11 protein-coding genes are annotated in these 15,727 nt (G+C 43.0%); all 11 read right to left on the bottom strand.

From position 1 onward, the window contains the following. Positions 1-3: 3 nt before the first annotated feature. On the bottom strand, positions 4-2,460 hold the full coding sequence (locus KM934_RS00360) for a PglZ domain-containing protein (RefSeq protein ID WP_215758564.1): 2,457 nt from the start codon (positions 2,458-2,460) through the stop codon (positions 4-6). A 13-nt stretch (positions 2,461-2,473) separates the two neighbouring features. After that, positions 2,474-3,232 carry an HNH endonuclease gene (locus KM934_RS00355; RefSeq protein WP_215758562.1) on the bottom strand — a complete coding sequence of 253 codons (759 nt, stop codon included), beginning with the start codon at positions 3,230-3,232 and terminating at the stop codon, positions 2,474-2,476. Further along, on the bottom strand, positions 3,229-4,566 hold the full coding sequence (locus KM934_RS00350) for an AAA family ATPase (protein ID WP_215758561.1): 1,338 nt from the start codon (positions 4,564-4,566) through the stop codon (positions 3,229-3,231). The genes KM934_RS00355 and KM934_RS00350 overlap by 4 nt, the downstream gene beginning before the upstream one ends. Before the next feature lie 20 nt (positions 4,567-4,586). Continuing rightward, positions 4,587-8,486: a BREX-1 system adenine-specific DNA-methyltransferase PglX gene (gene pglX / locus KM934_RS00345; RefSeq protein ID WP_215758560.1), complete on the bottom strand. Its 3,900-nt coding sequence runs from the start codon at positions 8,484-8,486 to the stop codon at positions 4,587-4,589. Positions 8,487-8,505: 19 nt separating this feature from the next. After that, the gene (gene brxC / locus KM934_RS00340) at positions 8,506-12,159 is read right to left on the bottom strand and encodes a BREX system P-loop protein BrxC (protein ID WP_215758559.1); all 3,654 of its coding nucleotides are present in this window, start codon (positions 12,157-12,159) and stop codon (positions 8,506-8,508) included. Positions 12,160-12,170: 11 nt separating this feature from the next. Beyond that, positions 12,171-12,728, bottom strand: coding sequence for a BREX protein BrxB domain-containing protein (locus KM934_RS00335; protein ID WP_044064721.1), 558 nt, complete (start codon positions 12,726-12,728; stop codon positions 12,171-12,173). Then, the gene (locus KM934_RS00330; protein ID WP_231565995.1) at positions 12,715-13,482 is read right to left on the bottom strand and encodes a BrxA family protein; all 768 of its coding nucleotides are present in this window, start codon (positions 13,480-13,482) and stop codon (positions 12,715-12,717) included. The genes KM934_RS00335 and KM934_RS00330 overlap by 14 nt, the downstream gene beginning before the upstream one ends. Then, complete coding sequence (locus tag KM934_RS00325; protein ID WP_044064722.1) at positions 13,479-13,949, bottom strand: BrxE family protein; 471 nt, start codon at positions 13,947-13,949, stop codon at positions 13,479-13,481. The genes KM934_RS00330 and KM934_RS00325 overlap by 4 nt, the downstream gene beginning before the upstream one ends. An 89-nt stretch (positions 13,950-14,038) precedes the next feature. Beyond that, entirely contained in the window at positions 14,039-14,263 is a 225-nt protein-coding gene (locus KM934_RS00320; RefSeq protein WP_215758558.1) for a helix-turn-helix transcriptional regulator, read from the bottom strand. A 181-nt stretch (positions 14,264-14,444) separates the two neighbouring features. Further along, entirely contained in the window at positions 14,445-15,026 is a 582-nt protein-coding gene (locus KM934_RS00315; RefSeq protein WP_215758556.1) for a P-loop NTPase family protein, read from the bottom strand. Between the two features lie 3 nt (positions 15,027-15,029). Next, positions 15,030-15,725, bottom strand: coding sequence for a DUF6291 domain-containing protein (locus KM934_RS00310; protein WP_215758555.1), 696 nt, complete (start codon positions 15,723-15,725; stop codon positions 15,030-15,032). Positions 15,726-15,727: the final 2 nt, after the last annotated feature.

Raw genomic sequence — 15,727 nt, 5'->3', positions numbered from 1 at the left:
TGCTTATTCACTTTCAAAATTAAGTCTTAGAACAGATAATGTTGCGTTTGTTTCCGCATCGAAAGCTGTCACCGTAATGGTGTGACCATTGTAGTCATCGTCAATACTGATAGGTTGACGAATCTTGGCTGCATCTGCAGGTATATCCACAAGCTCCGTTACGTCGTTATAGAATTTTCCTTCAGGCCGACCAATAGAACTACCATCGTCGCCAACTACTGTAATTCGGATATTTACATCATCGGCAAACAAATCTGAGAAAGCTGTATTGACGTCAATAATGGGGCGATGCATATAAACAGTGCCTTCGGTCTTATCTTTATAGGTAAGAGAAACACGATACTGTTGTCTCTGCTTTTCTTCCTGCAGCTTGACAGTTATTATAGGAACAATATTTTCCTGCAGCGACAGTCCTTCATGATAATACACTTCTCCACGACGGAACACGGTGTAATCTTTAGCATATACGAGCTTCATAGCGCTAATATTTGCTCCGAATTGTGCCGGTGTAAAGGAAAGGGTATCTGGAGAATCATTCAGATTACCAGCAAGCATTCTTGATTCTTCGAGAACAATGTCGTTACCAGCAGGCTTCTGAATCTGATCACTAACACGGAATGCCGGTTGAAGCATGAAACCATGATCAGCCACAATGACAGCCATATCAAATTTGAGTCGTTTGCAATCTTCAATAAGACGTGCCAGGCGAATCATTTCACGTTCCATTGCAGCCAGACCATTCAACTTGTCATTTTCGCCGGCTGTATCAATTCCTACACTACGGACTATAAGCAATCGTGTACTGTCGCTTACAACAGAAGCATTCCAGTCTTCCAGACGGACATCCTGAATCTCAACACCGGTTTTATTGCGCAGATAATCCACTCTGTCCTCTGGCGTGATTATTGCATCAACTCCGATTGAAGGCTGCAGTTTTCCTGACTTTTCTACAAGAACAATATCGTCAAGATGGTTTGCCATGCAAAAACGGGTCACAGAAGGCAGGTATGAAATACGCGGAGAAAAATCCACTCGTTCGCGGTAGCTACGCTCAATCTGCTCCGAGAAATTCTTTCCCATCTCAAAACGGAACGCATCAACCATTACAAATACGACCTTCTTGCCTTCCTCTAATGCAGGATATACTTTTTGTAAGCATCCTTGATTCTTGAGTACGGGGAAATCCTTCAGTTGTGTGATTGACCGCTGATAAATCTTCACAGCCCGTTCGGTAAACTCATGGTAGCGAGAGTTCACTATCCCGGTGAGTTCTTTTACCTGCTTTGGCATGTTGATTGCACCAAGCAAATCTGTGTGATACCTACGGAATGCGTAGTCAGCCATACAACCACTTTCGGCATACCAATCCACCAGTTCCTTCAGTGTACCGTCGGATTTGATGCCCTGATGAATGCATGCCAATAGCGTTAGCGTATGCTCAGCTAACTTCCAGAACGTAGCGACCTCCAAATCTTCCTGACACCAAACATCCGAGAGATTCTTTTTGCATAATACAGTTGCATCGTCTTGTTTTCCTTCTTTTAGGTAGGAAATGAAGCGGTCATACTCTACGCTATTTTCAAAACAGAATGTCACGCGATCGCCTAAATGCTTTGACTTTGCAAATACCTCCTGAAGGTTCAACTGCTCTGCAATTTTATTAGCCATGCGGACATAAGTTTCCCTGAGGTTTATCTGGTTTCTGAGTTTATCACAAATCAGATATACCTTCTCCTTCATTTGTTCGGGTGCCATTGCTACACTTGTCAGATTATCGGGTAATTCCTCCGGCAAGTCAAACACAAACTCACTGAAGAGCAGATATGCCCACAATTTGAGTTGCACATCCTTTAGGCTTACTCCATTTGAGTCCAACCCAGGATATTGAGCAGTAGCAAAAACTTTCCATTCCTTGAGCCACTTCATATCAGCGCACTGGGTCTGAGACAGTAAGCCAACTGTCATCTCTGCGAAGCTTTTGCCTGATGTCAAGTGCTCAAGCTCAGGATATGCAGCACCATCGAGCAAGGCATTGATCATGTTGAATGATGTTGAACCTTGTTTGAACAGCTGGTCCAGTTCCTTCTGCTTGGCAGGAAGGAATGTCCTGCAAATGTTTTCATAACCATCCTGTGGACCGTAAGGAAATACCTGTCCACTCTTGAAAAATGACATAAAAGGCTCTTCCACCCAATCTCTGTTATTGGTTGGCATTGAACGCTTACGATATATTATCATTCTCGAATCCTTGTTCAATGAGAGCTCATTGCACCAGAAACGAGATGCTGACAATCTTGCGTTTAGCAGTCCCTTTGTGGTATCAATCACCTTAATGCCCTTCTCCTTTGCCAAAGGCAGCAGGTCGTAATAGATACCATCCTTGTCATATATTGTTAACACCGGTGACTCTGGCTTCATCTTGGCCAGCCAGTGATCGAGTATGTATCCTTGTATGTCCATTGTATATTAAATATTAAACAGGATCTATCGTATTTTTCGGATTTCTTGGAATTGGCTCATAGTTATTAGCAGAATCGAAGCATTCCTTAGCTGTTCCTGGAAACTGTTCTATCAATTCTTTGCGAACCTCAGGATGTTCTTTGAATATTGTAAACCAGATAGACCAACAGCCGTGACCTTTGACTAAATCTATTATTGTTTCTATATCAACCTTTTTGCTTTCGTATTTGTATAGGTAACGCATGGCAAGATCCCATTTCTCTGTTCTTACAAACCAACGTCTATCTTTGGACTTCGAATCCATCGGACCTTTATTTAGTCCGACTAATTTTCGAAGAGCCTCTGCATTAGCAAGAGATTTGCCTGTTAGATTTGGGTTCACATTTACTACTCCTCCTGCCTTATATTGAAAAGAGAGGAAAGTATTATTAAGATGTGGTAAATGGCATTCGCCGTAAACTACATTTTTGTCACCCTTATTATCACGTCCGTTACAGGTCGCACATGATAGCAGAAAGTTTTCCCATTTAGTCTCCAAGGCTGCATATGGATAATTACCATTTTCGTCCTTGTACCTCTTGGCTTGAATATGCTCAACGGCAAGTTCTCTTTCGTCATCAAATGCCTTTTCACAGTATGAGCACATGCAGCCTAAGTTAAAGATCAAATGTGGTTTTGCATCTCTATAATTAGGATGATAGTCTGTTTTAATAGTCAACGAATCATCTCCACAGGGATACTTGCCTGGAGCGAGTTTTACGACTGGTCTCATTGTGAATTCCTTTCTGCTTTAAGTAGTGCAACGTATGCAGGATCATCGGAAAATTCTGCTTCAATGGCATCCAATTCCTTCTTTACATTTATCGCTTCCTCAGACTTTTCTTTATCCTCCTTTACAAGCTGATAGTATCTTTCTGCCATATCCAGCATTTTCTTGTACTTGGGGAATCTATCTGTGTCCATATTCATTTCTGTCACAGCAATGTCTTCGATACTTCTCATTTGCGGATTAGAACCTTTTTCACCATCAAGGGTAATGACGCTTTGGCTATTCACACTCTGCACGATAAACGGAGAGTGGGTTGTTACGATGAATTGCATCCTTGGGAAGGCATTCTGTAAATCCTGAAGCACGTGCTGCTGCCAGTGCGGATGAAGGAAAAGATCAATCTCGTCAATCATAATGATACCAGGAGTACTCCTAACCGCTTCTACCCCAATGAATCCATTGAGCTGAATACAACGATAGGCAATCTCTGCACAGATATTGATCATAGCCTTAAAACCGTCGCTCATCATGTCATAGGTCAACCAATAAGGTTCCGGATCTTTTGTCATTTGAACTCTGGCTGCGAGTTCATTATTCTTCGTATCAACTCTAAACCCTTTGATTGCAGGTATAGCATGTTCAATTGCTTCAAAAAAGGCTTGGTCTGTTCCTTCGAACTCTGCTCCTTTTTTGAGGCTAAAATTGTATTTATAAATCCAATTAAACGCGCTCTTAAAATCTACCTGCTGGCCATCAAGCGAACATTTATACGCCTTTTCAAGTCTTGATTCACGTGCACGCGTTTTCTGCGCCTTACGATAATTCTTCTCAAGACGATTGCTTCCAAAAGCTAAGAAAAGAGGAAATACTGAATTCTTATGGGTTGTATCTGCCGATATTCTTTCCTGCTCCATAGCCGTCACCTCTAACATCAACTCATTAGCGCTTCTCTTGGATATACTGTTACTCGAACGTGTCCATGAAATTGAATGGACTTGATCGTCATGACTATAATCATCAAGATTATACACAGTAGCAAAGAAATCAGCGTTTACAGAAATCTCAGGTTTACCCGTATCCTGTATGAAATCCTTATTTGCCTCACTATATCTCTTCACATAGTCAGTTGATAAGAAATTTCTACTGAATGCCTTACCTCCAGGAATAATCTTCAATGCCTGTAGATATGCTCCGAGAGCAATCTGCACGGCATGAAGCAGAGATGTCTTACCAGTTGTGTTATCACCCAGGATAACATTCATTTTAGAGTCAAACTCAAAGCGCCTCTCCTCTATGAAGCCTCTGAAGTTTTTTATGGTTATATCATTTATTCTCATGATGACAATATATTTTCAAGTTAATCAAAATTCATTTCAGTCTGTATGGCATCGGCCTTTTTCTTCCTTGTCTTCTTTTCCTTTGGCTTGTTCTCACAGATATGCTCCAAGCCGTGGGTGAGTGCCATGCACCAGTCTTTCTTTGCCTTTTGAGCGACTCGGGCTGGATACATGTTCATGGCAAGGTGGCTCCAGTCGTAGTCGCCTTTCGCCAACAGCTCCATGTTCTTCTCACATTCTGCTCGCCATAAACGACTGGCGGCAAGATGCTGCAAGGGGGCTGCCGTCACGGGCACGCCGTCGTCGTGGTTAGGCACATAGCCTGCTTCAATGATGCTGTTCAGCTTTTCCATCATGCCTTCCACCTGTTCTTGCTCTGCGCGCACCTGCGTTTCTTGCGTCTTGTTGTGGGCGGCAAGAGCTGCGTTCAGACGTGTGCGCAACTGCTCTCCCTTCTCACGCAGCTGGATGATGAGCTGTGGCAAAGTGTTCTTGCTGAGCTTGGGATAATATACCCAGTAATCCATCGTGCCGTCTTCCGATGCAAGGAGCCAGTAGATAGGTGCCTTGCGGCGGCTCTTGGTGTATCGCTTGAAGTGGTAGTCGAAGAAGCCAGTTGGCGATGAGAGGTAGGCTTGCAGACTCTTGCAGCCTATCAGCTGGCAAAGCTCATACTCCATATCGTCGGCACGGTCGCCCCACAGCCAGGCCATCACCTCACGCACATGGCTTGCCAGACAGAGCGGACTCTCCTCCTCATTGGTCATGATGCCGTCGGATGGCACGGCGAGCTGAGCTGGGCATGGCTCTTCGCCTTGGCTTACCACAGGCATGAATGGCAGGGCATCGAACACGTCGCCAAACGCAGGGATTGCCTTTTCTCCCTTGGCGAATGCCGTGTTCCATCTGCCGAAAGCCATGCCTACCAATTCCATCACCATCTCCTGTGCCATCGTTTTCTTGTCTATCACATTCAGATTGCTGGCTCCGTCTATCGACAACAGCTCCTCGTATGGACGGCGAGCTTTATAGTCGTTCAAGGTCTGTCGGAATTCGCTGCCTCGGTCGATGTCAGCCAAGTCCATCCACAGGTCATCGTTCTCCTTGACGAGTTCCACATATCGGGCGTAATCATCTGTCAACAGCTCTTGCATCTTATCAAGACCTGCCTCGATGCCGCTCTTCAACTCCATCTGTGCTATCAAACCATGATATTCCAGGTTGGTCTCGTCCAAGCTGAACCATTTGCGCTTGATGTCAATGATAGCGTTGACGATACGCTCAATATCTGACTGGCGAGTGGCGTAGTCGGGCATGGGTATTTGATTTACATATGTCGTCATTTTGTGCCCACCTGAATATAGATTTAATATGTATTGTGATAGAATTGAATTTATAAATGCAAGACATGAAAAGCCATGTATTTTATTGTAAGCAGGTATTCCTATATACCCTTGTGTCGTAAACATATTTGGCTTCAATATTTGAGCATCCAAGACTTCACCTCTTTCTCCATAGTAAACCCCAATAGTTTTTTGAGCCTCGGGATTCCTTATAAGATTCATAGCTTTTACACGAATACCATTATCTTTCCACTCTGCCATATCTCTATATGTTGCATAAAAGTGAGAAAACTTTCCGTTTCCTGCAACAGGCTCAAATATTTTAGATTTCTCCACCTCGTAAAATAATCGAACAAACAATTGAACATGAAACTTATTTCCTCCCTTAGCTTCAAATCCGTACTGAACAATTGAGCGATGCTTAAAATAATCAATAATATCCTTATCAAAATAATAGCCTATAACAGAATTAGGCAGCGCCATAAAGTCTAAAGATTTCGCCATATATATATATGGTGAAACTTCTTGGTTCTTTACATTTAATATATCAAATAACTTTTTCCCTTTTATAGTAGGATCCTCATCATAAACATTGATGAATATTCCTTGTTTATTAGTTTGCTCGCTATCAACTATTAAAACAGCTGTTTCTACATTAGCATCGAGCACACCCCATCCTGTATCTGCACAATACTTAATAGTACCACATAAATTATGCTTTCTAAAATCTACATATATAGATTTAATAAGAACAGTGCGATCAAAAATTGCTCCAACTAATCCACCATCATCCATCATCTCCTGCATACGGTCGAAGAAGGCGCAAACCAAGTTTTTGCTCCAAGCAGGATAGTTGTCGTTAAGATATTGCGAGGTATGCTCGCTTCCCTCACCGAACGGTGGGTTCATGACGATGCAATCGAATCGCTTCTGGCACAATTCGATAAAGGCAAAGCCACGGGTGGCATCCTCCGAGAAGAGCGCATTCTCGTAGCCTTCCTCCTCGCTCAGTCGTGAAGAAAGCTCCTGCAAGGCATTCTGCAAACGCTCCGTAATTTCCTCAAAGAACTCATCCTTATGGTGGCGCAAAGCTCGGCGAGCCTCGTTGGCTGCCATAACCTCAGCACGGCGCTCCTCAGAATCAAAGATATTTGCATTACGGTTTTGGTTCACCTTGCTCCAGTTCTTGCGCAGATATTCTATGTCGTCGCTGATTTCCTTCTCCATCTTAAAGAGCAGACCAGCCTCGCCCACAAACTTCATCTTGTCCCAGATGGTGGTGAGCAGACGCTGCATAGGCTTGTCAAGCTCGTCCATCAAGCCCTTGAGCAGACGCTTGTTGCCCGGCATAGCCTCTGCCAAAACCAGGTTGCTCTTGCGGATGAGAGGACGCTCACCGGCAGGAATGCCCATCTCGCCATAGCTACGTTGGGCACGAAGCCAGAGGCTAAGCGCAGCAAGCTGAAGGGCACGAGGGTCAATCTCGCAACCAAAGATATTATTCTCAAGAATCAGTCTTGGCACTTCGCGATGGAACGATTCCCGGGTATGTATCTCGCGATACGGAATCAGCAGCTCAGGATGATTGTCCCAAGTATCCATATAGATATACTCATACACCTCGTAGAGATAGAGGCCAAAGTGCATGGAGCCACATGTAGGATCGAGAGAGAGAATCTCGGTCGGCTCCTTGATGGCACGTTCCTCGATGGTCTCGTCTGGACGACGCACCATGTAGTGACATTTCTCCTCACCTATTCGGCTCTGTCCTTTGGTCATCTCGTACCAAATTCGGCCAAGAGAGTTGTCGGTCAGGAATCGGACGATGTACTCCGGCGTAAAGAACTGGTTGCGCACAGCCATCTCACGGCTGTTGCGTGGCTTGTTGCTTTCCTCGCGCATCTTGCGACGCTCCTCCAGAGAGTTGTAGTCCTGGAACATCCAGCCTAAAGTCTCATCCTCCATCCAGAAGTTGACAGTAATGCCATTCTGCTCGTCATACCACTCGCTGAGCTGGGTGTCGTTGATGAGGTCGAGCAGTTTTAGCAATGTGTTCTCGTCGGGGAATACCAACCCATAAGGCGAGAAACGATCAAAGACGGCAGGAAGTTCAATGCTAAGTTCGTCAAAGATGCTATGCAGATACCACTTGTAGCGATTGTATTTTGGCATAGCCGTTTGCTGGGCAATAGCATCATAGCTCTGAAAACCTACAGAATCATAGCCGGCTCTAACGCTCTCAAGAATCAGGTCACGTTCCTCACACATGCGAAGGGCGCAGAAGCGGTTAAGTTGGGTAAATGCCTGTTCTGCTATAAGCTGGCCCACAGCAAGGCGCTCCTTGTTCGCCTCTGTTTCCGGGAGGGCTGCAAGGAGGTGTTTCATACGTTCGCGAAGCATACGCGCCGTATGGACAATGTCGGTATCTTGATTAGCAAGTTGTTCCACTGGAATGGTGTGGCCATCAGCCCATATGCCATAGTACTGTTGAAGCAGCTCTGTTACGTTCTGCATCAACAGGTTCTTGGCTGAACTGACGAACCGTTCCAGCACTTTCTTTGCATTTTGAGAAATCATAACTGTCTCGTGAATTTGATTATTCGTTTATATTGAGAACCACAGGGTTGTTGTCATCAACCGTTGCCAGGAGTTTGGTCAACTCATCAATGATAGCCTGAAGGTCAGCCTTTGTCGTAATTCTCTTTTTGAACTTAACTTGACTTGCCTTAATGCCAGATTCATGTGCAGCGCTACCGCCTTCACCATGTCCAGGCTCTTCTCCACCAGGAGTGAAATGTGGTTCAGGATCGGCAGGAGGAGTCACAACCACGGCTGGTGCATTTGACTTGGCCTGATTGCGCACACGATTCTTAATGGCATCCACATTGTTCATCTTGTAGCTGACAAAGGTATTAACCATCTCGCGCAATCCTTCAATAGTGTTGCTTCTGCAATCTATATTTAGGTTGTCCAACTGAGTGTCGATCTGAATCTTCTGAGAATCCGTAAGCTGGGGATATTCCGCCATTGCCTTAACCTCGTCACGGCAGTCGCCAAGAATACTATTGCCCTGTGTCTGGAATTCAACACAAGCCTGAGTGAGGTAACTGTCTATCTGGTTACGCAAGTCAGTAATCTCGGAAACAATTGAAGGAAGGTCTGCATTACCAATGTAGTCATTATAAACTTGTCCGACCTCCGTTACATGCTTTTTGAAGTCACTTAGCTGGGTAAGTTCTGGCAGTGTAGAGGCTTGATTGGAAAGGAGGTTGATATGCTTGAGCTGATCGATAAGCCCGGCCTGCTTGTTGCACTTCATAAAGTCCATTGCATACTTGAATGACTTAACGCAATCTTCATCCTTACCCAACAGATAAGCAGCTTCGCCGCCCTCACTATCCAGGATACGCTGGCCATAATTAACTGCCAGTTGCATGTTCTGTAGACCTGCTAAATGAAGATTGGCAAAGTCTGGGATAAGATTATTAAACCTTGGCTGGTAATACTTTATCTTGGCATAAGCTTCCTTAGCAATCTGATCCTTGACGGGAGCGATACGTGAGCTGTTGAAGAAACTGGTAAGATTCTGAGCCGCTTTGAGCAATTCAGGTATTGTCAACGCTCCTTCCGTATTCAACGAAATGCTAACCTTGTTGAAACTATTGTTTGTGGACATTGCATCAACCGCAGAATCACCGAATACAGTTATGTTTTTTCCTGCTACACGAATCTGAATGATACTTGCCTTAAGCATCAGAGCGACGATATAACGAATGGTATCCTTTGACCATCCGTAAGGATCACGTTCAAAGTGATTTACCACGTCTTGGCCAGTAGCCTCATTACGTAGAGCAATGAAATCCTTTATCTCAGCGATAGCAGCATTTGAGGTGTCTATAGTTCCCTTGCTCGTATTGATAATGCCGAAAGGATTGAGTGCTGCAGGGATGGTGGTAATGTCGCTATATGAGGCCAACTTATTCACACAGTCGCTCTTCATGTTGGTAGATGCTAAAGGATATTTTTCGAATACCTTTTCTGCAATCTGCTTTAGGGCAACAGTCTTATAAGTTTCCTCGTTCACCTGCTGAGGAGAACCCCGGAAGATAATTTCACTATTTGCCATAGCTTCACGTAGAATCTGTGTGAGCTGACGCTTCTTTTCCTCAGCGTTATCTGACTGTGCACGAAGATAAGCTTGAATCTCCTTGTTGGTCTCGTTTTGATGACGATTCTTGATATTCTGACTACGTACGATTTCCTGTAGGATAGCCTCCTTGTCTTTGCTTAGAGTACAGAGCCAGTACAATATACGAGAATTCTCCTGACGGGTACTCTCTGTCAGAAGATACTGGTGGGTTTCATTGTATGATGCTCCATCCACGAATCTGACATTAATCTTCAGGCTTGTTGCCGCATGAATATTGTATGGACGGTTGCGCTCTGTCAGTTCAACGCCTGCAGTGATTGTTTTGCTCGAATATACATTTACCGAAGGTGCAGGAGAAAGCATATCTTGCAATTGCTTCTGGAGCACATTTGCCTTTTCGCTATCACGGGGGATAATCTTATTTCTTTCCTCACGGATGCCAAGGATAGCATTAGTCATGAATTGGTACTTACCATCAATCTCCTGAAGTGTGAGCCCGTCAGACTGCATGATTTCATCAAGAATATCACGCACCTTGCTCTTATCAAAATTACTTCCTACAAAATTGTAAAGGAGGGCACACAAATTGTCGAATGAGAGATTGAAATCATCCAAAAGCTGCATTACAGCAATGGTCTTACAGATTCTCACAGCAAGGGCATTGCCATTGAACATCTGTATGGCCTTATCGGCTGCAATAACAATCTCTTTGGATGAGTTCTTCTCCATGTCGGTACGCAACACGTCATAGAAGTGCTCTGGGCCAGCCATCTGACCGATGGTAGCATCAGCAAGATGGTTGTCTACCAGGATGTCACGGATCAGTCTGATGACAGAACGCAAGCCTACACCTCCAGTCCTGCTTGCCAGTTTCTGAAGCAAAGACAAAAGAATGTCAATATGAACCGGCAGGAATGGATAAAGATTGGCAAACGTCTCTTCAGTCAGCACCTGATTGTATATGCTACGTTCCTGCAGGGTGAGATGTATGCTGTTCTTGAGTACACCCTCATTGTTAGAGAAGAGCTTCTTGAGGTATGACTGGCCCTCCTGCGATTTACCCAAGAGTCGTTTTGTGATAATTTCCTTTATATCATTGGCCTCGATATCGACCTTAACTGGGAAACGAGCAGCCAGGCGGAAGAGCTCATTTGAATTGAGCTGGGCATCATGATTGTCCTCCGTAAGTGTTTGCTGTGCAGTAGCAATTACCCATACGTCACCACGGAATTCATCCTTGAAGATCTGCATCATGCCCTGTACATTCAAGATAAGGTCAACATTTGAAGCAACATACTGTCCTACCTCATCCAGCACAAAGATGATTTTGTCCTTACCGGTCTTCTCCTTGACAAGATTGTATAGACGGGTAAATCGTTCCTTCTCGTTAAGGGCGCTATTCAAATTTATATCCTTAAAGCTTGCGCTGTCAGGGAAGTAGGCTGGCAGCACACGTGGAGCCAGACTTGCAGCGATGAGATTTGCTGCAAGGTCATTAGATTCAACAGATTCCCATGTCTTATGTTTTTCTGTTTCTACCAACTTGCAGAATTCTTCATATTTGCCTTCGCTGTGCAACATGTCAATGAAGCACATCACCTTCTGGTCGGTAGATTTAGTGATACCAAGCAATTTCAGCGTTTCGTAGTAAACAATATCACTGACATTTGCTATCTTACCAGCTACGGACTGCGTACTGAGGTCAATCATCACCACCTGAGGATTGTGACGCGCGATGATAGTCTTGTACATAGCCGTAATAGCCGTATCCTGAATACGACTCATCAAACGGTCACCAAAAACGACACCATCTATCAATAGGCTTCTGTCAAAAGAAAGACCTAAGTATTTGGCGAAAGAACTCTTACCTGATCCATAAAAACCAGACACCCAAATGCCCACTTCCTTACTTGAATTGTCGAAGGCTTCCTGTAGATCCAGAATGACATCTTCATAGTTCTTATGAAGTTTTTCAGTCACTACATACTCACGGATTTCAGAGCTAAGGTCTTGTTCGGTCTTGGCTCCGAAAGTGACAACACTCTCAATGGCACGATTGAGTCTTTTAGAAGGATCAAATAAGTCCTGTATTTTATGCATAGCTCTGAATTTTAGAAGTTAATAGAACGATAATTGCCGTCTTGATTATATACGCCAAGAAAAGATCGGGCTGTGCCTTGAGTCTCTCCTGGATATAAAACAAGCGTAGGAACCTGAATCTTATTGTAGATTTTGTTCTCTATTACACCCATCATATAGAATGGATGAAGCATTTCTACATCACGAAGTACAAGCAAAGATTGTGAATCTGAACTCAATTTGTTCTGAATATCAATAATGGCTTTTTCGAAATACTCATCATTGACTATTTCTTGCTTTATACTGTTATACATTTCAGCTTCATCAACAGAAGGATCTGTCCAGATGTCGCGATAATCGTGATTGTTTATGAACTTATCAATCAAATCGCCCATTGATACACTATGAACATTGAACCCATAGTAATCGGCTTTAGGACGAAGGAATGTATCTACGATGTTACGCAAAATAATTGCATCCTCTGGCTGATATACCAGATAGACGATAGGTGCACTTCCTCGTGCGTCTGTTTTGCTCGGCTGTTTCAGATATTGAAGCGCCTTTTCTATTTTATCTTCATAACGTTCCATTGATAAATTCCTCCATTGAATTATATTTCCACGAAATAGTCATTAAATCACCTGTACATTGAGCAATATAGCCTCCCTTCAAATTGAGTTCCATTATTCGTTCTCCAACCTGATATTTATCAAGACCAAACAATTGCCAATCCTCATGATTCCAAACGGCAACGTCGGACAGGCCCTCGAAGTGAAGTTCATGCATAAGGTACAGAATGGTAAAATCTGCAACTTCATAAGGCAGAATGTCTCCTCTGCGGTTTACAAAGTCGAAATCTACGAGTACAGCCTTTATATAACTTGAATTTCGAGTCTTTACCGAGTCACTCCATTTAGCCAGACCTTTATCTACCAAGTCGTCTACAAATTGCTTAATACAACCTGCAGGAAGAGTTGTTTTATTCGTGGCTTTGTATTCATTAAGATATTGGACTATGAAATCATACATCACAGCATTTTCCCTTGCGCAATAAATCATAAGAAGCTGCTTAAACTGTGGTAGCATCAGCCCTTTTCCTCGGATTGCTCTAAGCCAAAGAGCAACGTTCTTGTTTGACTTCATGAACCGAGGCCAGAACACAAGCTTCACGATATCCATGCTACGTCTGTCCGTACATCTTGCAAGATAATTGTTATCATGCACATATGCAGCCAAAGACTCCTTTGTCGTATCTGCATTACATATTGACAGAAGCGACAAAGTCTCGTCTACAAGACCACAACCTTTTCCAAGTTGAATGCTGTAATTGGTATTTCTCATCATGCAAAGTATGGATAACTATTTACTTTATTTTGGAAAGCGTACCTATAGTGAGATGCACAAAGTCTCAGAATTATGTCAATCTCATTGGCATTGAAATCACCTATATTTACAGATGTAAAACAATGATCAGTAACTATTGTGTCCATTGATTCCAAATAGGCACAACAATCATCGACAACATTCGAGAAATCAAACTCGCCCTTTTTCAAATATTCTATAATTTCCTTTTCTACCTGAACAGGCATCTTAAACAAAGAATATACACCACCGGTGAACATATTATGTTCTTTTCGCATCAATTCAAGCACTAGATTATAATATGCAATATCTCCTGACTTTGGGAAAATATATGCCATCATATCAGATGCACCGGACTGATCTATATCTGCCCAACAGCCAGCGTTTGCACCTGCCTTGTAAACAGAGTATCGCATTTTGAGAATTTCCTCAATATTTTGTCGTGTCATAAAAGTGTTCTAATTTTAACGCACTAAATATGTTCCTGCAAAAGACACATCGTCTGTTTCAACTCATGCGTATCTTCTTGCGCTTTCTGTTATTTTCCCTCAATGCCAGGTAAAGCTTCGAATCTTACGAGGTCATTTAAGTCTACTTCGAGTACTTTCGCAATCAACATCATGGTTTCGAGTGTAGGTTGAGCAGCATTAGTGCACCACTTGCTTACTGTAGCAGGGTCTTTCCTCACCTGCTCGGATAACCACTTGTTGGTTTTGCCTTTCTCTGCAAGCATCACTTTAATGCGATTGATTTTTCTTTCCATGTTTATACATATTAATCGATTTGCAAATATACAAAGAATCCACTATAATCATGGCATAATTCATTAAAATCCTTAATAATGCGTTGTTTTTATTGCGTTTTTTGCAAGTTATTTACATCTGTTCCGGAATAAGAAAACAGCCATTGCCGTATCAGAGCCACAGTAAAATAGCGCAAAACTGTTACTTTCTCAAACTGGAGCCTTTGAAATAAACGACATTAGTAATGGCCCTAAGACGATCAACCACACGCTCACCGTATTTTACTCTTAGTTCATCCACAGTTAGGTTTGTTGTAAGAATCAGTAGCGTGCCCTTTTTCTCAGCCAAATCAACAAGTTCGGCAAATGGCACACGATGCTCACCATATTTAACGTATTCACCTTCTGTACCAATATCATCTATACACACGATACGGTTCTTCAATATCTTGTCAATAAGATTATTCAAATCAGTTGCATCGTATATGTTCGTAATGAGATTACAGCTATCGATAATAATTGGAGGAATAATCTTGGTGCAGATGATAGTCTTGCCACGACCTAGATGTCCGATACATAAAAGACCACGACCGTGATTGTTAGTCAGCCAGCTTACTATCTCCTCATATTCGGGCAACCATTGATGAGCGCCAATGAAGAATCTGAGTCCATTTTGCAAGTTGACTTTTGCATCGGATATTTGGATATACACTCTTTCTGGTCTCAGCCGAAAACCGAAATCTTTCAAGCGTTCAGCTGCATGTCTAAAATCTATTATTGCCATAATTTACCACTTTTCTTGATTGTCATACTTGGAGAGTGAGTTGTCTTTCAACGTGACTCCAGCCTCCATTCTTTTACTTATAGAACCTTTGAATTGGTTAGAAGTCGGAATCGGATACAAGCCTCGCCATCCTCTACTGATACAGTAATTCACAATAGCGTCAGCCTTTGAAGGATCACCTCCACTCAAAGCCTGCAATTTCTTATAGCAAGCCTCAATAGTAGAAAGTGATTGTTCCCGATGGTATAGTTCGCACAAATATCCAGACCATTTATTCAAAGCTGGTATAAATTGTTCGTCGAAGACCAACATACCTTCTTTCTCTTCTTTGTTCTTCTCTTTCTTTATAGTAATATTATTACTTGTAGTATTAGTAGATAAAGAAGAAATACAGTTGGTATTGTTTTGGTATTGACTTGGTGTTGATTTAGCTGCATTGCGATTATTCTTAGGAGCACCGCCACGATGATGAGTCTCTGGTTTGGAGCATCCGTTACGATATAGCTTCCAGCTTTTATCTAATTCTACCTTGGCTTGCAGAAACAGTTCGAATGCTCTACCGTGCAATTCATTCTCAATACCATCAAGGCCATATGCGATGAAAGCCTCAATGAGCGCCAGCTTGTCCTCCACGGGGCACGACTCAATCAGATGATTGAGCGTGCGTGTGAATGGGAATTTCTTACGTACAAACTCCATAA

The organism is Hallella faecis, from assembly GCF_018789675.1.
In the GTDB taxonomy this organism is placed as follows: domain Bacteria; phylum Bacteroidota; class Bacteroidia; order Bacteroidales; family Bacteroidaceae; genus Prevotella; species Prevotella faecis.
The sequence above is the reverse complement of the archived record's forward strand: the minus strand, read 5'-3'. Positions and strand labels throughout refer to the sequence as shown.